Source organism: Virgisporangium aliadipatigenens (assembly GCF_016863615.1).
In the GTDB taxonomy this organism is placed as follows: Bacteria; Actinomycetota; Actinomycetes; order Mycobacteriales; family Micromonosporaceae; genus Virgisporangium; species Virgisporangium aliadipatigenens.
Map to the genome: position 1 here is coordinate 44,982 of NZ_BOPF01000046.1, position 17,889 is coordinate 62,870.

Consider the following 17,889-nt stretch of genomic DNA (forward strand, 5'->3'; position numbering starts at 1 on the left):
AATGACCGACGCCAACGACATCCTGATGGGCTCCGGCGCACCCGCCGCGAAGTTCGAGCGCATCGGCGCGACCGTCACCGGGACCGTCGTCCGCGAACCGGAGGCCCGGCAGCAGACCGAGTTCCGCACCGGCGTGCCGCTGTTCTGGAAGGACGGCTCGCCGAAGATGCAGGTCGTCGTCCAGCTCGCCACCAACGAGCGCGACCCGGAAAGGCCGGACGACGACGGCACGCGGGCGCTCTACATCAAGGGCAAGAACCTGACGGACACCATCCGGTCGGCCGTCCGCCAGTCCGGCGCCAACGGCATCCACACCGGCGGCGTCCTCACCGTGCAGTACATCGCGGACGGCCAGGCCGCCGACGCCAAGAGCGACCCGCCGAAGCTGTACGCCGCGACCTACCAGCCCCCGGCCGCGTCGTTCAACGGCGTCGCCAGTCCGGCCACCCAGCAGCAGGCGCCGCCGCCCGCGGTCCAGCAGACGATCGCCGGCACCGGTCCCGCGTGCCCGCCCGGCATCGCCCCCGACGTCTGGGCGCGCATGGACGCCGGCCAGCGCGACCGGGTCCTCGCCGCCATGGCCCCCGCGTCGGCCACGCACGAACCGCCGTTCTGACCCTTCCCCGTGAAGCCCCGGCCCCGACCAGCACTTCCTCGCTGGTCGGGGCCGGATCCCTTTCCGGCCGCCAATCGACATCTATCAAGATCACGGGGAGCTACACGGTGACCACCATCGCCCGCCCACAGGTCTCTCCACAGGCTGTGCGCCAGTGGCTCGCGATCCTGCACGGCGACAGCCCCGGCCACGTGCACATCTGCTCCACCGGCGACTGGAACGGCAAGGCCTTCGCCGACCTCGACGCCGCCACGAAGTACGTCCAGTACCTCGACGGCGAAGGCCGCGAAGGCATCTACGCCCGCGTCACCACCCTGCGCCCCGGCCCCCGCACCGGCCGCGGCGGCGCCGACGACTCCGCCGCCCTCCCGGCACTCTGGGCCGACGTCGACATCGCCGGCCCCGGCCACGCCGAACACGACCTGCCCCCGGACGTCCCGGCCGTCGAGCAGCTCCTCGCCACCTCCGGCCTCCCCACACCGACGCTGACCGTCCACAGTGGAGGCGGCGTCTACCCGATCTGGCTCCTCGACCAGCCCTGGGTCCTCACCGCCGACGACCTCGACGCCGCCAAAGCCCTCGCAAAGGACTGGCAGGCCGTCATCGAGCACGCCGCCGCGACCCACGGCTGGCGCTACGGCCGCGGCGTCGGCGACCTCGCGCGGGTGCTCAGGGTGCCGGGCACGATCAACCGCAAAGCCGGCCTCGCCCGCCCCTGCGCCATCACCGCCGCCACCGGCCAGCGCTACACCGTCCAGCAGCTCCAGGCCGCCCTCGCCGCCGCCCGCGCCCGCATCGCCCCGTCCGCACCGGCCACCGCCGCACTCCGCCCGGCCGAACTCGCGTCCGTCGAGCGGCCCGCCGGCGCGATCAGCCCGCTCGACGACTACGCCGGACGGCATACCTGGACCGACATCCTTCGCAGCGACGGCTGGACCGAGTACTACTCCCAGGACGGCATCACCTACTGGACCCGCCCCGGCAAGACGACCGGCATCAGCGCCAGCACCAACGCCCTGGGCACCGACCGCCTCCACGTCTTCACCACCTCCGCCGCGCCGCTCGAAGGCGGGGAGTCGTACTCCAAGGGCGGCTGGCTCGCCGCGCGCTTCCACGGCGGCGACCACTCCGCCGCCGCGGCCGCCCTCGCCGCCAAGGGCTACGGCACCCCGCTGCCCAACCCCGCCGTCGCACACCGCGAAGCGCTCGAGGAAATCCTCGGCGCACCGGTGCCCGACCCGCCGCCCGCGCCGGCCGGCACCCGCACCATCGGCCGCCGGCCCGACGAGATCGACGTGTCGAACTCCGCCCTCGCCGCCGACTGGCTCCGCGAGGAAGCCGGCCGCGGCCGCCTCGCCGGCCTCTTCCAGCGTCGCGGCGAAGTCGTCCACACCCCACGCGAAGGCGAGGAAGGCTACGTCCCCCTCGGCGACCGGGACGACAGCGACGGCCCCGCCCAGGTGCGCCCCGTCGGCGACTCCGCGCTCGCCTCCCGGATCTCCTACACCTACGGCGTCTACAAGATGGTCAAGAAGGGCGAAGACTACGAGCCGTCGCCGGCCCTGTTCCCGCGCACCGCCGCCCGCACCGCCCTCGACGTGCCCGACATGCTGCCGAACCTGCGCGTCCTGCGCGGCGTCATCCACTCCCCGGTCTTCCGCCCCGACGGCACCCTCATCGAGGAGCCCGGCTACGACCCCGTCACCGGCCTGCTCCACCTGCCCGAGCCCGGCCTGACCGTCCCGCCGGTGCCCGAGCTGCCCGACGGAGGCCACCTCGGCGCGGCCGTCCAGCTCCTCGACGAGATGCTCGCCGGGTTCCCGTTCGTCTCCGCGCACTACCGCGCGAACTACCTCGGCGCCCTCTTCACACCGCTGCTGCGCGCCATGGCCCCGCCGCCGTACAAGCTCCACGCGATCGAGGCCCACCAGCCCGGCTCCGGCAAGACCCTCCTCGCGAACCTCGCCCGACACATCCACGGCGGCGTCTTCCGCGCCGAGATGCCCGACGACGAACCCGAACTCCGCAAGCAGATCACCGCGATCCTGTCGATCACCACCGGCCCGATCATCGTCATCGACAACGTCTCCGGCGCCCTCAAGTCCAGCGCCCTCGCCGGCCTGCTCACCTCGGCCGAGTGGGACGACCGGCCCCTCGGCTCGACCGCGTGGCACCGCGCCGTCAACGACCGCCTGTGGACCATCACGGGGAACAACCTCAGCATCGGCGGCGACCTCCCGCGCCGCACCATCCGCACGCTGATCGACCCTGGCCGGCCGAACCCGGAGACGCGCACCGACTTCGCCATCACCGACCTCGAAGGCTGGGTCAAAGCACACCGGGCGAAATTGCTCCACGCCCTACTCACCATTGTGCGCGGCTGGGTCGTCGCCGGAATGCCGCTGCCGAAAGCCCGCACCACCGACGGCTACGCCCGCTGGATTCAAATGGTCGACGGGATTCTCCAGCACGCCGGGATTGCCGGCACGTTCGACCACAAGTCAACCCAAATCGAGGTTGGAAGCGACGACGACGAATGGGGCGACTTCCTCGTCGCCGCTCATCGCGCGTTCGGCGACAAGTCCTGGACCGCCAAGGAACTCCTTGGCAACGTCGACACCGGAAACCTCCTCAACCCCGGCTCGATCCCCCTGGACACCCTCCCCGGCGACCTGGAGTCGCGGGCCCAGAAGCCCGGCGTGGTGATCACCTCGCTCGCCAAGAGTCTCGGCCGGTGGCTGATGAACCGGGACGGCCGGTGGGCGAACGGGCTTGCAGTGCGACCCGACGGGAAGGACGGCCAAGGCGTCAGCCTCTGGCGAATCCAGACATTTAGGGACGGATCCTCGTGACCGGGGGGCTCGTCTCACCGGGTTTGGGATTTACCGGGTTTGCTCCGGCCATACACGCGCGCCCGATGTATCGGGCGACTACGCACCGTGACAGTCGGGTGCGGTGGCGACCCGGAAAAGGCCCCAGGAAACCCGGCAAAGCCCAAACCCGGAGCCGGGCCCGATGAGCCACCTCATCTCCACCGACGCCACCCGGACCAGCTGCCGCTGCGGAGCCGTCGTCCTGGTCGCCGTCGACGAGGGCCTCGCCGTCCGCGCCGACGCCGACCCGATCCCGCCGACGGCCGAGATCGCCGCGCTCGTCGACGGCCGCTGGACCTACACCCACGCCGGCGGACAGCTCATCTACCGCGACGCCGCACGCATCCGCTCCAACACACCCGCCGGCTGCATTCACCGCGAACACCGCTGCATCAAAAAGCCAGAACAGCTCGACCTATTCGGGAGCAAGAAATGAGCGCATCAAAACAAAAGGGAACACGGTGGGAAACCGCCATCGTGGAATTCCTCCGCGACAACGGAGTACCGCACGCCGAAAGGCGCACCCTCAACGGCGCAAAGGACCGCGGCGACATCGCCGGCATCCCCGGCGTCGCGATCGAGGCGAAGTCCGCGAACCGCGTCGAACTCGCCGCCTGGGCCGACGAGACCGAACGCGAGCGCACGAACGACGGCGCCGACATCGGCGTGCTCTGGGTCAAGCGCCGCGGCAAGGCCAGCCCCGGCGCCGGCTACGCGATCCTCAGCGGCACCCAGCTCCTCACGCTGCTGCGCGCCGCCGGCTACATCGCCGCTCCGGAGCAGCAGGCATGACCGCGCGACCCGGCGTCCACCTCGTCATCTGCGACCGCCAGGACTGCCCTTCCGAGCCGATCGGCGCACCCACCGCCGCCGGGGCCGCGGAGAAGGCACGCGCCGCCGGCTGGCTCGTCACCGACGCCCTCGACCTCTGCCCGCCCCACCGCGTCGAACTGCCGGCCCTGTGATCCGCCTCTACGCCGCGCTCGCGGCCGCGGCCGCCGGCTGGTTCCTCGGCCGGTGCGCACGTGCCTACGCCCGCCTCTACCGCGAAGGATGACCATGGAATCGATCACGTTGACCAACGCGATCCTCGGACTCAAGCCCTACGTCCTGATCGAAGTCGAGGGCTTCAAGGACGACGGCAAGACCCTCGAAATCGATGTCGACCTGGGCGGCGGGGTTACCCGGCGCGACCTCCGAGCGCTTCTCTCGCTGGTGCTCCAACAGCTCGGCGACGACGACCAGGCGGCCGAGGACGACGGCGTTGCGCCGGTCGCGGATGGCCAGGCAGACGCCGACGAGAGCGGCGAACCCCGATGACCCAGCCGACCGAGCAGCCCATGCCGACCGGCAACGGGCCCGCCATCTTCGACCTCGTCCGCACCGACCTCGCCACCCGCGAGCAGGTCGGCATCCGCACCTACGGCACCACCCTGCGCGCCCACAACGGCCGTGACGCCCTCCGCGACGCGTACGAGGAGGCCCTCGACCTCGCGCTGTACCTGCGCCAGGCCATCGCCGAACGCGACACCGCAGCCGAAGCCGCTCCGCCCGGCAACCGGCTCACCGCGGTCGCGCTCGGCCTGCCGATCGGCAGGCGGCTGCCGAAGATGGCCGCCCCGCCGGCCGGCCCCGGTTCCGTGTCGGGCGCGCGCGGGGAGGACGACCGAACTCTGCCCGACGGAGCGCGCTGCTTCGACTGCGTCCGCGCACGGCGGCTGTGGTGCTGCCCTGAGCCACACGAACTGGGAGGTGCCGAGTGATCCTCCGTTTCGTCGCGCTTCTCCTGGCGCTCGCCCTGGCCGCGGTCTCCATCGGCGCCGTGTTCGCCCACGGCACGGCCGACCCCAACGTCACGCCCCGCCCGACCCCGGGCCCAACCGTCAGGAGTGCCCCGTGACGCGCGACATGCTCCACCACGGCCGCATCTGCGAGTGGCTTGAGGACAACGGCATCGACCCCAAGGTCGTGCCGGTCGAGACCGTTCCGAGGATCCAGAACGGCCAGATCACGCTCGTGACCTACGCCCAGCGCAACGGGCGCTTCTACGTCGAGGGCGACGCGATCGTCATCAAGACGATCACCGTGCCCCTGAAGGCCGAGCCGCCCGCCGACCTCGCCGACTGGCTCGACGAACGCGTCGACTCCTTCAGGCGGCCCCGATGAGCGCCCGCACGAGGCGCCGCCTCGCCAACATCGCCGTCACCGTGCTCGTGGTGCTCTTCGCCGTCGCGTGCGCCGGCATGTTCCGCGGGTTCGACGGCATGCCCGTCTTCGGCTCATGAACCCGATCCTCTGGCTCGCCCGCCTCATCGCCGGCGCGGTACTCGTCGCTCTCCTCGCGATCGTCTGCACCGCCGCCGGCGGCATCCTGCTCAGCTACGGCGTGGAGGACATCCAGCAGTGACCGACCAGCAGCAGTTCGCCGTCGACCGGGTCCACGCCGCCCTCCTGCGCATCAGGGCGGCGTGGCCCCTCCTCGCCGACGCCCGCGACGCCACCCTCAGCCGCCCCGGCCCGACCGACCGCGCGATGGGTGCCCGAGGCCGCGCCGCCGTCGACGAGCTGCTCCGCGCCGAACGCGCCGACCGCCTGCACGGCGCACGACAGCGACTCGTCCCGCTGCCTTCAATGCCGACACCCGCACGCCTCGACGTCGTCGACGCCCAAGCGGCCGTCGCCACCGCGCTCCTCGACGCCGCCTGGCTCGCCGCCTCCGACCTCGCCGGCCCGTGGTGGTGGTCCTGGCCACCCCGCCAACTCACCCTCAACACCGTCACCGCATACGTCCGCCTGGCGGCCCCGCACGTCGACCGGCGCCTCGCCGAGCAGCTCGCTGACGACCTCACAACAGCCGCGGCCGCGCTCGTCACCGCCGTCGGCCTGGCCGAGGACCTGCCCGCCGGCGAGCTACGCGACCACAACGGCACCCACTGGATCACCGCCGCCCGCGCCGCCCACCACTTCGGCCGCAACGTCACGCCCGCCCTCGTGCGTGACTGGCACCGGCAGGGGCAGTTCCGTGACGACCAGGGCGCCGACCAGACGCGCCTTGCTGGCGGGCGCCGCTGGTACCCGCTCGCGCTGCTCCGAGCTGTCAACGGGCGTACGGACGGGCGCACCAAGCCACGCCAGAGTGCAACGTCCTTGACCTGCGGCAACGGAGATCCCACAATCAGTGCCAGCAGGTGACGTGTCCCCACTGCCGGGACCGTCGCCTTTGGCGTATCTGGAGACCCACCGATGCGCACTCCCAGGGAGCACCGTTCCAGCAGGGCGTACCGCACAGCGCGCACCCTGATGTTCGGCATCTACGGCACGGTGTGCCACTGGTGTGGACACCCTGGTGCAACCGAGGCTGACCACCTCATACCCCTCAGTGTGTGGCCTGATCAACCCATCGACCCTCATGCACTGCGCCCCATCCATGGGGTGAACGGCAACGAGGGCTTGGGCTGCCCCACCTGCACACGCAGGTGCAACCAGGAGCGCGGCGCGAGCCTCACTAAGCCCGACCTGAACACCTCCGAGGACTGGTGAACGACCAGGCCAGGGGGAGGTCGGATCTCGGGCCGGATCGGCGGAGACCCCGCGCCCAGCTGCCAATATCTCCCCCCGGGGCGCCACAGAGGAGGCGGCGGTGGCCGACAGCGCGGCGGAGCGGCAGCGTCGGTACCGGCGTCACAAGGCCGGTGATCACTCGCTTTGCGTGACGGGCCGGTGCGCCAGCGGGCCGTTACGCGAGCCCGTGACGGCCGTGACGCGTGACGCAGCGACGCCGACGGTGCGGCTCAAGGCCCGGGGGCAGCGGCTGTGGGACGACCTGACCGCCGAGGGTGAGCTGCCCGCGATGGAGCGGGTCCTCATCGAGGAGGCGTGCCGGCTCGTCGACCGGCTGGACCGCATCGACGGAATCCTGGCCGGCCGAGACAGGGCGTGGATGACGCTGGAGATCGACGACCTGGGCGAGGTCACGATCGTGCTCGACAAGGTGCTGTCGGAGGGCCGGCAGCAGCAGGTCGCGCTGAAGACGGTCTTCGCCGAGCTGCGCCAGGCGCGCGCCGGAGCGCCGCCGGCGAAACCGAGTGGGAAGACGACGCCGGCGCCGGCCGGCCCGGCGGGAGGTGGCGGCGGTGGCGTTGTCGCGGACCTCACCGCCCGAATCGCCGCCGCCCGTTCCCAGGCCGCGGGTCAATAGCCACCCGCCGTACACGGTCACGCTCGGCCCGATGGCCGGCGAGCTGGCGGCCAAGGCCGGGCTGGTGCTGGACCCGTCGCAGCAGGAGTCGCTCGACGTCTGGTGCGCGGTCGGCGGTACGGGCCGGTGGCTGTGCTTCGAGTGCGTCGAGATGCTGTCCCGGCAGAACGGCAAGGGCTCGATCCTGGAAGCCCGCGTGCTGGCCGGCTTCCTCTTGTTCGGGGAGGAGATGATCGTCTGGACGGCGCATCAGTACAAGACGGCGCTGGAACTGTTCCTACGGCTGAAGCGGCTGATCAAGCGGCTGATCGAGGTCGGCGAGATCGAGCCGAGCACCGTTAAGGAGATCAACTCCCATGGTGAGCAGGGCTTCGAGCGGCTCGACACCGGGCAGCGGATCAAGTTCATCGCCAGGTCGAAGGACTCCGGGCGCGGCTTCTCCGGCGACTTGGTGATCATCGACGAGGCGTACGCGTACACCGACCAGATGCAGGAAGCGCTGATGCCGACGATGTCGGCCCGGCCCAACCCGCAGATCATCTATGCATCGAGCCCGCCGCTGACCGGCGACACCGGCGAGATCCTCTACGCGCTGCGCGAGCGGGGCGAGGCCGGCGCCGACCCGGCGCTGTGCTGGCGCGACTGGGGTGTGGCCGGCGACCTCGACAATCTCGACAAGGTCGACCTCGACGACCGGGCGCTGTGGCACGCCGCGAACCCGGCCCTGGGGCGGCGGATCAGCGAGGAGCACGTCGCCCGCGAGCGGCGCGCGCTGGGCAATGTCGGGTTCGCCCGCGAGCGGCTCGGTATCTGGCCGGTGGAGGTCAAGGCCGGCAACGGCGTGATCGACATGGACCTGTGGGGTGCGCTGACCGACGTGAAGTCGAAGCGGGCCGGCGACATCGCGATCGCGGTCGACATCACCCCGGAGCGAGACCGGGCGGCGATCTCGATGCGCGGCACCCGCGAGGACGGTCTGGCGCACTGGGAGCTGATGGACATCCGCCCCGGCACGGAGTGGGTCGTCGACCGGCTGGTCGGGATGAAGGCCAGACACAACCCGGCGGTCATCGCTATTGACGGCAAGGGGCCGGCGGCGTCGCTGATCCCGGCGCTGGCGAAGCGGGGCATCAAGGTCTCGGAGGACAAGGACCAGCCGCAGCGCGGCGACCTGCTGATCACCGGGCCGCAGGACATGGCCGACGCGTTCGGCATGTTCGTCGACGCGGCCAAGCAGAAGACCGGTCGGCACCGCGACCAGCCGGACCTCACCTCCGCCCTGGCGGGGGCCAAAACACGCACCCTCGGCGACGGCGGGCAGGCGTGGGGCCGCAAGGGCTCCACGAACATCGCCCCGCTGGTAGCCGTGACCCTCGCGCACTACGCGTACGAGACCCGGGCTCACCTCGTCGCCGAGGACGGCCCACCGAACCTCTGGTAGCCCTGGGAGGCCCACCGTGAACGACATCATGCAGTGGGCCGGATTCGTGTTGCTGGTGGCGGCCGCGGCATACCTGTCGCCGGCTGCGGCGCTGGCCGTGGCCGGCGTGATCCTGGTGGCGGTCGGCAACCTGCGCTCGGCGCGACGGCGGCCGCCGGGCCGGGTCCGGTTCACCGACCGGCTGGTACGGGTGATCGCGGCGTACCGGGCTGCTGACGGTGGTCGGCCGTGACGCTGTTCTCCGACTTCCTGGAGTCGCGCGTCTCGCCGAATGACCCGACGGTGCCGTTGACGGCCGACTCGCTGATGTCCTACGTCTACGGCGACGCCGCCGGCGATGCCGGGGTGGTGGTGACGCCGCAATCGTCGATGCGGATGTCGGCGGTATGGCGCTGCGTGGCAGTAACAGCGGGGGTGTCGTCGGCGCTGCCACTGCACGTCTACGCCGACGGGTCGAAGAAGCGGCTGAAGGAGCCGCTGCTGGCCGAACCGCACCCGGAGCTGACCCGCCTGGAGCTGTGGCGGCTGACGTACGTGCACCGGCTGCTGTGGGGCAACGGGTACCTGCAGAAGGTCCGCAACCGGGTGGGCCAGGTCGTCGAGCTGTGGCCGGTCCGGCCGTGGCGGGTCACACCGGGCCGGGTCAAGCCGCGCAGCAGCAACCCGTCGGGGAAGGTGTTCGCCGTCGTCGACGACGAGGGCCGCACCCAGGACCTGACGAGCCGGGAGATCCTGCACCTGCCGCACCTGAGCATCGACGGCACCGAGGGGCTGTCGCCGATCGGCGCGGCGCGGCAGGCGGTCGGGCTCGCCCAGGCCGCCGAGGCGTCCGGGTCGCGGTTCTTCGGCCGCGGGGCGCAGCTGTCCGGGGTGCTGCAGGTCGAACAGCGACTCACCAAGGACCAGGCCGAGGCGCTGCAGAACCGGTGGGAGGCCCGGCACTCGGGCACCGGCAACGCCCACAAGATCGCCGTCCTGGACTCCAACGCCAAGTTCGCGCCGATCACCATGCCGCTGCGCGACGCGCAGTTCCTGGAGACGCGGCAGTTCCAGGTGCCGGAGATCGCCCGGTTCTTCGGCGTGCCGCTGTTCCTGCTGTTCGAGACGGCCAAGAGCACCAGCTGGGGCACGGGCCTGGAGCAGCAGGCGCAGGGCTGGGTCGTGTTCGACCTGCAGCCGACGTGGTTGGCGCCGACGGAGCAGCGGATCTCGAAGGAGCTGCTCATCCCGGGCCGGGAGGCTCGGTACAACGTCGACGGTCTCCTGCGCGGCGACAGCGCGGCTCGGGCGGCGTTCTACAACGTCATGCGGCAGGTCGGCGCCTACTCGGCGAACGACATCCGCGACCGGGAGAACCTGCCGCCGGTCGAGGGCGGCGAGGTCTACCTGCAGCCGATGAACATGGTGCCGCTCGGCACCGAACCCCCAGCCGATCCGGAGCCGGCCGAGCCGCCGGTCGACGACGAGCCCGACGACCAGGACGACGAGGAGGACGGCGACGATGACGACTGAGGAACGCCGCGACCTCTCCCTCGCGGCCGCCGGGCTGCAGCTGCGGGCCGCCGGCGACGAAGCGGAGCAGCGGTTCTACGGGACCGCGATGCTGTACGGCACCCGCGCGGCGATCGGCAACCCGAAGTCGTGGGGCTTCTTCGAGGAGTTCGCCCCCGGCGCCGCGGCGCGCAGCCTCGCCGAGTTCGACCAGCGGATGTTGATCGACCACGACACGTACTACCTGGTGTCGCGGGTGTCCGCCGGCGACCTCACCCTCACCGACACCGCCCGGGGCGTCGAGGTCGACTCCGCCCTCGACGACGAGCTGTCCTACGTGCGGGACTTCCGGCGCAACGTCGAGAAGCGGCGCATCACCGGCATGTCGATCGGCTTCTGGGTCCGCGAGGCCCGCTGGGAAGAGATCGAGGTCGAGGAGCCCCGTCCAGACGGCAAGATCGAGGTCTACACCGCCGACCTGCGGGTCATCTCCGACATCGACCTCATGGAGGTCTCCGGAGTTACCTTCCCCGCGTACGTCGACACCGACGCCGACGTGCGCGCACAGGTCGGTCCGGCGCTGGTCGCCCGCGGCGACCGGGCCGCGATCCTGCGCCGCGCCGAACACCGGCCGGAGCTTCGGGAGCTGCTCAAGCATCTCGACGCCGGCGCCGGCCCGGCAGCCACCGTGCGGGCCCGGCAGCCCGTCGCCGAACGCCAGCAGGCACTCGCCGCCCGCTGGAACCTTCCCGCGGCCTGAACCGGCCGCACTACGTCTCCCGCCGCTCGGGCGGGCCACACCCATGAAGAGGAGCACCATCGTGAGCGCAACCTTGCTCGCCCGGGCCGTCGAGCGTCAGCAGAAGATTTGGGCCCGGATGCAGGAGATCTCCGGCCGCGCCGACGCCGAGGGTCGAGACCTGAGCGCCGAGGAGCGGTCCAACTGGGACGCCGCAGAGGCCGAACTGAACGAGGCCGGCGCCGACGTCGAGCGGTTCCAGCGCTCCCAGGCGCGCAACGAGCCCGACCGCCGCGGCCTGGTCGACACCGGCAGCGGCGGCGACGACGTTCAGGACGACGAGGCCGGCGCCGCCTACCAGCGCGCGTTCGGCAACTACCTCCGGCGCGGCATGGGCCGGCTCTCGCCCGAGGAGCGGGAGCTGATGGAGGCCCGGTTCGTCGAGAACCGCGACCAGTCCACCCAGGCCGACGCAGCCGGCGGCTACCTGGTGCCGGACGGCTTCCGGAACAAGATGGTCGAGACGATCAAGGCGTACGGCGGGATCGCCTCCGTCGTCGAGACGATCACCACCGACAGCGGCAACGACCTGCCGTGGGTCGGCAACGACGACACCGGCAACGAGGGCGAGATCATCGGCGAGAACACCGCCGTGGGCAACCAGGACTTCGTGTTCACCGGCCGCAAGCTCAAGGCCCACATCTTCTCGTCGAAGATGGTCAAGGTCCCGCTGACCCTGCTCCAGGACTCCGTGTTCGACCTGGAGTCGTGGATCCCCGGCAAGCTCGGCGAGCGGATCGGCCGCCGCGCGGCCCGGGCGTGGATCACCGGCACCGGCGTCGACGAGCCGCAGGGCATCGTCACCGGCGCCGTCACCGGCAAGACCGGCGCGAACGGCCAGACGACCACCGTCATCTACGACGACCTCGTCGACCTGGAGCACTCCATCGACCCGGGCTACCGCGGCCGGGCCCGGTTCGCGCTGCACGACAGCACCCTCGCCGTGGTCCGCAAGCTCAAGGACGGCGAGGGCCGGCCGCTGTGGGTGCCGACCCCGACGACCGGGTTCGTCAACACGATCAACGGCTACCCGTACACGATCGACAACTCGATGCCGACGCCGGCCGCGTCCGCGAAGACGATCGGATTCGGCGACTTCCGGTCCCACTACGTCATCCGCCAGGTCAAGGGCGTCTCGACGATGCGCCTCGCCGAGCGGTACGCCGAGTACCTCCAGGTCGCGTTCTTCGGGTGGGCGCGGATGGACGGCATGATCCAGGACCCGGCGGCGGTCAAGTTCTACAGCCACTCCGCGAGCTGACCCGGCCAGCAGCGACCGCTACGAATCGAAGGAGAACACGCACATGCGTGACAGCTACGCGAACCTGCTGCCGGTGACCTCGATCAACCCGGCCGCCCGCACGGCGACGATCAACGGCTCCACCGTCGACCGGTACGCCTCCGGCGCGATGTACCAGGACGCCCTGATCATCGTGCACACCGGGACCATCACCGACGGAACCCACACGATCACCGTCGAGGAGTCCGACGACAACTCGGCGTGGGCGACCGCGACCAGCCTCGTCGGGACCGCCCCGGTCATCGACAACACCGGCGACAACAACAAGTGCTTCGCCGTGCGGTACACGGGCATGAAGCGCTACGTCCGGGTCCGCTCGGCCGTGGCCGGCGCGACCACCGGTGGCGTGTACGGCGCCACCGTGCTGCTGTCGGACCCGCGGGTGATGCCCGCCGTCCAGGCATGACCCGCGGCACCACACAGGTCCGGATCCTCGTGTCGGTCGCCGGACCGGACTTCTCGTGGATCCCCGGCCAGATGGTCGACCTGCCGATCGACGAGGCCGCGAAGTGGGCCGACGGAGTCCGCGGCGAGTACGTCAACATGCCGGCGCCGCCGGCGGACGAGCCGCCAGCTGGCGACGGACCGGTCGACGAGGCGCCGCCCGTCGACGAGGACCCGGCCGCCACCACCGCGGACGCCCCGCCGGCCGGTGACGACCAGCCCGACCGCGAGCCCCCGGCCAAGACGGCTCCGGCGCCCGCCCGGGCCCGGCGAGGCCGGAAGTAGCAAGCGCCGGCCGCCCGGGGAACCGGCTGGCGCTGTTCCTGCCCGTGCCGCTGACCTCCCGGGCCGGGCGGGGACACCCGGGGTCGCCACGATTCGCGGCGTGGCGGCCCCACCCCACATCGACCACACGACCAGGAGCCGAGATGGCCGACTTCAAGAGCGTGCTCAAGCTGCGACGCGCAGCCGACGGCAGCACCAGAATCCAGGGCGAGCCGCCCGAGCGGCACGTCTTCCCGGCCAGCTTCCTGCAGCGGGAACTGGGCCAGCTCGTCGAGGTGATGGTGCGGGTGCGCACCGACGCCGTCGACGTCGAGTACCGCATGGACGAGTTCGAGACCAACGACGACGGGTCGCCGAACCTGACCGGCTGGGTCTGCACCCGCGCCGACCAGGCCAACGCGCCGGAGACCGAGGCCGACCGTGGCTGACTTCGTCTTCAACATCGCCAAGGGCATGACCTCCTACTACGGCGGTCTCCCCGCGACGAACGACGCGTTCGTCGTGATCCCGATCGAGGCGTCGGGCGTCGAGGCCGACTCGGTCCTCCGCGACTACGACAACGTCTCGGTGCTCCTGGCGGCCGCCACCAACGAGCAGACCACGATGGGCAGGAAGACGATCACGTCGGTGACGGTGACGGTCGACGACACCAACGACCGGGTCGCGATCGACACGGCCGACGTCACCTGGACCGGCGCGACCGGCAACGCGATCAGCGACCTGCTGCTGGCGTACGACGGTGACACCACCGGCGGCACCGACGCGAACCTGGTGCCGATGTCCTGGCACGACTTCTCGATCACACCCGACGGGTCCGACGTGACCGCCACGGTGACCGACTGGATCCGTTCCAGCTAGCGCGTAGGGGGCGGCCGTGGTCACCCGGTTCTACCTGACCAACGGAGCCGCCCCCTACACGCCGACCACCAAGCGCGGCGCGTGGGACAACGCGGCCGCCACCCTCGCGCAGTACCTCGGCCCCCGCCCCGCCGGGGCGGCCGCAACCGCGGCCCCCGCAGTCGGGTCGACGACGGCCAACTGGGACGTGCTCGTCGGCCGCTGGATCAGCGATCCGGCCGTGGCGGCGGGCACCCTGAACGGCAGCCTGTCGTGGATCATCGGCGTGCTGGAGAGCAACGCCGCGGCGAACGCGTTCTTCCACATCCACGTCTACGTGACCACCGGCGACAGCGACACCGTGCGCGGCACCGCGCTCACCGACTCCATCGGCGCCACCGAGTTCACCACCACTGGCACCGGCCGCGGCGAGGGCGCCAAGACCCTCACCTCGGTCAGCGTCCAGGCCGGTGACCGCCTGGTCGTCGAGGTCGGCTACCGCGCCACCTCGGACACCACCGCCCGCACCGCCACGTTCCACTACGGCAACACCGGCACGACCGACCTCGCACAGGGCGGAACCGGCGTCACCACCGCGCCCGGCTACATCGAGCTGTCCGCCGGCGACGGCATCTGGAGCGCACTCACCAGCAGCGTCGTCGAGACCTTCTCCGGCGGTGCCCTGACCGACCCGCCCTGGGGCGGCACGTACGGCGGCGCCGACGTCGACACCGGCCGCGGCCGGATTCCCTGCGCGCACACGGGCGGCGTGCAGGACTACGCCGGCATCCAGACCGAGAACGTCTACCGGTTCGACGATGTGTACTGCAAGCTCTTCCCGGCGGCCGCCGCCGGCGCGACCGGCGAGTGCTTCTCCGCGCTCGGTCTGCGCGACGAGGCCGTACTCGGGACGAGCCTGCACATCCGCGTCGACACCGTCGCGAACACGATCCGCTTCGAGAACAACGTCTCGTACTTCGACGGCTCCGCGGTCTCGCTCACCTACGACGCCACGAACCACGCCTGGGTACGGCTGATCCGGTCCGGTACCAACGTCCTGTTCCAGACCTCGGCGAACGGCACGACCTGGACGACGCGACGCACCCTGGCGACACCGTCCTGGGTGAACTACGGCGGCCTGACCTTCCTCATGGAGTCGGCCCGCGACGGCGGCACGAACAACTACACGTACGTCGACCAGGTCAACACCACCGCATCGTCGATCAACCAGGCCGTCAACCCGGCAACCGAGACCAGCACCGCGCAGGCGGTCGGCCGGCTCAAGACCCGCGCCGCCGGCGTCGCGGGAGAGACGACCACCGCGCAGCAGCTCGGCCGTACCAAGACCCGGGCCGTCGCGGTCGCCGGCGAAGCCAGCGCGGCGCAGCCGCTGGGCCGGGCCAAGACCCGCGCCGTCGGCGTCACAGGCGAGACGGCCGCGGCGCAACTGCTCGGCCGGGCCAAGCGGCGCCCGGCCGGTGTCGCCCAGGTCGCCGAGGCCGCGCAGCCCATCGCGGCGTCGCAGGCCGACGTCGTCCCGGTCACGCCGGCCGCCGACACGGCGGCGGCGCAGCCGATCGGGCGGCGGAAGTCGCGCACGCTCGGCGTCGCGGTCGACACCGGCGCGGCCCAGCAGCTCGGCCGGCGCAAGACGCGAGCGCCAGCGGCCGCCACCGAGACGAGCGCGGCGCAGCTGCTCGGCCGGACCAAACGACGCGCCGCCGGCGTCGTCGGCGACACGGCCTCGGCGCAGCCGCTCTCGAGGCGGAAGACCCGAGCGGTCTCCCCGGCCGCCGAGACGAGCACCGCCCAGCCGTTCGCTCGAGTAAAAGCCCGCGCGGTCGGACCGGCGGTCGAGACGTCGACGGCCCGGCCGCTCGGCGTGGTCGGCTCGATCGTCCAACCGGTCGCCCCTGCCACGGACACCAGCACCGCGCAGCTGCTCGCACGGCGGAAGGCCCGAGCGGTCGCAATCGCCGGCGAGAGCAGCACCGCAGTGCCGGTGGCCCGGGCGAAGCAGCGCAGCGTCGCCCCAGGGTCGTCGGTGTGCGCCGCGCAGCCGATCGGGCGGGGGAAGCGGCTGCTGCTCGGCGCTGCGGGAACCGCCGACGGTGCCCGGCCTCTGGGCCGGGGCAAGTCCCGCGCGATCGGAGCCGCCGCAGAGTCCGCGCTCGCCCGGCTTCTGGGCCGGGGCAAGACCGCCGGCATCGCCCCGGCCGGGGACGTCACCGCCGCGGTGGCTCTGCAGGCGGCGAAGAAGCGCGTGGTGGGCACGGCCGGCGAATCCGCCGCCGGGCGTCCGATCAGCCGGGTGGTTACCCGCACGGTAGGCGTCGCCGGCGAGTCGGTGCTCGCCGGGACGCTCGGGCGCGTCAAACGCCGCGCGGTGGTGGCGGCGGAGGAGATCGTCACCGCGCGGCACGTGGCGGCCGGCAACGCGTACCTGGTCGAAGCGGTGGCGGAGGCGGCGACAGCCGGTCCGCTCGGCACGGCCAAGGGCCGCTTGATCGGTGTGGTGACCGACCTTACGGCGGCCCGTTCGCTCGGCCGGGCGAAGACCAAGGCGGTGGCCGCCACGACCGTGACGACCATCGCGATGCCGATCCGGCAGCGGCGCAAAGCCACCGCCACCGCCGCCGTCACCGCCCGGCGCACGGCAACCGCCGCAGTCGGCGCGCGGTACACCGCCAGTTCGTCCGTGACCTGACAAAGGGGGGCCCCTGTGCCGGTGCTGTTCAAGGGCGACTCGGAGCTGGCCACCCTCTCGACGACGTTCCAGGTCGACGGGGAGCCCGCGGACCCCACGACGGTGATGCTGGTGGTCACCGACCCCAACGGCGAGGTGACCACCTACAACTCCGGCCAGCTCACCAACCCCAGCACCGGCGTCTACAGCCGCGACGTCGCCTGCACCATCGAGGGGCTGTGGCAGTACATCTGGGTCGGCACCGGCGCGGCGGTGAAGACCCAGGCCGGCACGTGGTTCGTCACCGCCTCCGAGCTGCGCCGGCTGTATGTGCCGCTCGAAGAGCTGAAGCTGTCGCTGACCAGCAAGACCGACGCCCTCACCGGCCGGGACCCGCTGCTGCTGCGGGCGCTCACCGCCGCGTCGCGGGGCATCGACGCGTTCTGCGGACAGCGGTTCTGGCGCGACGGGACAGCGTCGGCGCGGTCGTACCTGACCCGCAGCCGCACCGTGCAGGACAGCGGCGACGAGCTGCTGCTCATCGACCCGGTCGCCACCGCCACTGACCTGGCCGTCGAGGTCGGGACCGGCACGTCGTGGGCGCCGGTCGACGGCGGGCTGTTCGAGCTGTCGCCGGACAACGCGCTCGCCGACCAGCGGGCGGTGACCGGGCTGCTGCGCGTCGCGGGGCGCTGGTCGGGGAGCCGGCGGGTCCGGGTGACCGCCCGATGGGGCTGGCCGACGGTGCCGGACGAGGTGGTGCAGGCGACGCTGCTGCAGGCGACCCGCCTGTACCGGCGCAAGGACTCCCCGGAGGGCGTCCTCGGGTCGGCGGACTGGGGAGCGGTGCGTCTGGGCCGCATCGACCCGGACGTGAAGGAACTGACCGAGCACCTGCGACTGCCCGGGATCGGATGAT

General features: G+C 71.9%; 24 protein-coding genes. All 24 read left to right on the plus strand.

Annotated elements, in window-relative coordinates; all coding sequences use genetic code 11:
* The first annotated feature begins 1 nt into the window (after position 1).
* The 24 genes from Val02_RS40800 (at position 2) to Val02_RS40905 (ending at position 17,888) form a co-directional block, all read left to right on the plus strand.
* The gene (locus Val02_RS40800) at positions 2 to 616 is read left to right on the plus strand and encodes a hypothetical protein (RefSeq protein WP_203904705.1); all 615 of its coding nucleotides are present in this window, start codon (positions 2 to 4) and stop codon (positions 614 to 616) included.
* Between the two features lie 107 nt (positions 617 to 723).
* Positions 724 to 3,468, plus strand: a complete 2,745-nt coding sequence (locus Val02_RS40805) for a hypothetical protein (protein ID WP_203904706.1) — start codon at positions 724 to 726, stop codon at positions 3,466 to 3,468.
* A 163-nt stretch (positions 3,469 to 3,631) separates the two neighbouring features.
* Positions 3,632 to 3,925: a hypothetical protein gene (locus tag Val02_RS40810; RefSeq protein WP_203904707.1), complete on the plus strand. Its 294-nt coding sequence runs from the start codon at positions 3,632 to 3,634 to the stop codon at positions 3,923 to 3,925.
* A 41-nt stretch (positions 3,926 to 3,966) separates the two neighbouring features.
* Entirely contained in the window at positions 3,967 to 4,281 is a 315-nt protein-coding gene (locus Val02_RS40815; RefSeq protein WP_239153715.1) for a hypothetical protein, read from the plus strand.
* Complete coding sequence (locus tag Val02_RS40820) at positions 4,278 to 4,454, plus strand: hypothetical protein (RefSeq protein WP_203904709.1); 177 nt, start codon at positions 4,278 to 4,280, stop codon at positions 4,452 to 4,454. Before Val02_RS40815 ends, Val02_RS40820 begins: the two co-directional genes overlap by 4 nt.
* A 94-nt stretch (positions 4,455 to 4,548) precedes the next feature.
* Entirely contained in the window at positions 4,549 to 4,809 is a 261-nt protein-coding gene (locus Val02_RS40825) for a hypothetical protein (RefSeq protein WP_203904710.1), read from the plus strand.
* Positions 4,806 to 5,252, plus strand: a complete 447-nt coding sequence (locus Val02_RS40830) for a hypothetical protein (protein ID WP_203904711.1) — start codon at positions 4,806 to 4,808, stop codon at positions 5,250 to 5,252. Before Val02_RS40825 ends, Val02_RS40830 begins: the two co-directional genes overlap by 4 nt.
* Positions 5,249 to 5,389 (plus strand): hypothetical protein, encoded by a 141-nt coding sequence (locus Val02_RS40835; RefSeq protein WP_203904712.1) that lies wholly within the window; start codon positions 5,249 to 5,251, stop codon positions 5,387 to 5,389. The genes Val02_RS40830 and Val02_RS40835 overlap by 4 nt, the downstream gene beginning before the upstream one ends.
* Positions 5,386 to 5,655 carry a hypothetical protein gene (locus Val02_RS40840; protein ID WP_203904713.1) on the plus strand — a complete coding sequence of 90 codons (270 nt, stop codon included), beginning with the start codon at positions 5,386 to 5,388 and terminating at the stop codon, positions 5,653 to 5,655. The genes Val02_RS40835 and Val02_RS40840 overlap by 4 nt, the downstream gene beginning before the upstream one ends.
* Positions 5,652 to 5,774 (plus strand): hypothetical protein, encoded by a 123-nt coding sequence (locus tag Val02_RS48450; RefSeq protein WP_275415663.1) that lies wholly within the window; start codon positions 5,652 to 5,654, stop codon positions 5,772 to 5,774. Before Val02_RS40840 ends, Val02_RS48450 begins: the two co-directional genes overlap by 4 nt.
* Entirely contained in the window at positions 5,771 to 5,896 is a 126-nt protein-coding gene (locus Val02_RS48455; protein ID WP_275415664.1) for a hypothetical protein, read from the plus strand. Before Val02_RS48450 ends, Val02_RS48455 begins: the two co-directional genes overlap by 4 nt.
* Positions 5,893 to 6,681, plus strand: a complete 789-nt coding sequence (locus Val02_RS40845) for a hypothetical protein (RefSeq protein WP_203904714.1) — start codon at positions 5,893 to 5,895, stop codon at positions 6,679 to 6,681. Before Val02_RS48455 ends, Val02_RS40845 begins: the two co-directional genes overlap by 4 nt.
* Positions 6,682 to 7,246: 565 nt before the next feature.
* Entirely contained in the window at positions 7,247 to 7,687 is a 441-nt protein-coding gene (locus tag Val02_RS40850; protein WP_239153716.1) for a hypothetical protein, read from the plus strand.
* Positions 7,688 to 7,718: 31 nt separating this feature from the next.
* Positions 7,719 to 9,128: a terminase large subunit domain-containing protein gene (locus Val02_RS40855; protein ID WP_203904715.1), complete on the plus strand. Its 1,410-nt coding sequence runs from the start codon at positions 7,719 to 7,721 to the stop codon at positions 9,126 to 9,128.
* Positions 9,129 to 9,144: 16 nt separating this feature from the next.
* Entirely contained in the window at positions 9,145 to 9,360 is a 216-nt protein-coding gene (locus Val02_RS40860; protein ID WP_203904716.1) for a hypothetical protein, read from the plus strand.
* Positions 9,357 to 10,640 (plus strand): phage portal protein, encoded by a 1,284-nt coding sequence (locus Val02_RS40865; protein WP_203904717.1) that lies wholly within the window; start codon positions 9,357 to 9,359, stop codon positions 10,638 to 10,640. The genes Val02_RS40860 and Val02_RS40865 overlap by 4 nt, the downstream gene beginning before the upstream one ends.
* Positions 10,630 to 11,379 carry an HK97 family phage prohead protease gene (locus Val02_RS40870; protein WP_203904718.1) on the plus strand — a complete coding sequence of 250 codons (750 nt, stop codon included), beginning with the start codon at positions 10,630 to 10,632 and terminating at the stop codon, positions 11,377 to 11,379. Before Val02_RS40865 ends, Val02_RS40870 begins: the two co-directional genes overlap by 11 nt.
* A gap of 61 nt (positions 11,380 to 11,440) precedes the next feature.
* A complete protein-coding gene (locus tag Val02_RS40875) occupies positions 11,441 to 12,679 on the plus strand; it encodes a phage major capsid protein (protein WP_203904719.1) in 1,239 nt (412 codons plus the stop codon).
* A gap of 43 nt (positions 12,680 to 12,722) precedes the next feature.
* Positions 12,723 to 13,124 (plus strand): hypothetical protein, encoded by a 402-nt coding sequence (locus Val02_RS40880; RefSeq protein WP_203904720.1) that lies wholly within the window; start codon positions 12,723 to 12,725, stop codon positions 13,122 to 13,124.
* Positions 13,121 to 13,447 (plus strand): hypothetical protein, encoded by a 327-nt coding sequence (locus Val02_RS40885; RefSeq protein WP_203904721.1) that lies wholly within the window; start codon positions 13,121 to 13,123, stop codon positions 13,445 to 13,447. Before Val02_RS40880 ends, Val02_RS40885 begins: the two co-directional genes overlap by 4 nt.
* Positions 13,448 to 13,590: 143 nt before the next feature.
* Positions 13,591 to 13,875, plus strand: a complete 285-nt coding sequence (locus Val02_RS40890; protein ID WP_203904722.1) for a hypothetical protein — start codon at positions 13,591 to 13,593, stop codon at positions 13,873 to 13,875.
* The gene (locus tag Val02_RS40895; RefSeq protein ID WP_203904723.1) at positions 13,868 to 14,305 is read left to right on the plus strand and encodes a hypothetical protein; all 438 of its coding nucleotides are present in this window, start codon (positions 13,868 to 13,870) and stop codon (positions 14,303 to 14,305) included. The genes Val02_RS40890 and Val02_RS40895 overlap by 8 nt, the downstream gene beginning before the upstream one ends.
* A gap of 16 nt (positions 14,306 to 14,321) precedes the next feature.
* On the plus strand, positions 14,322 to 16,991 hold the full coding sequence (locus tag Val02_RS40900; RefSeq protein ID WP_203904724.1) for a hypothetical protein: 2,670 nt from the start codon (positions 14,322 to 14,324) through the stop codon (positions 16,989 to 16,991).
* Positions 16,992 to 17,006: 15 nt separating this feature from the next.
* A complete protein-coding gene (locus Val02_RS40905) occupies positions 17,007 to 17,888 on the plus strand; it encodes a hypothetical protein (RefSeq protein WP_203904725.1) in 882 nt (293 codons plus the stop codon).
* Position 17,889 lies beyond the last annotated feature (1 nt).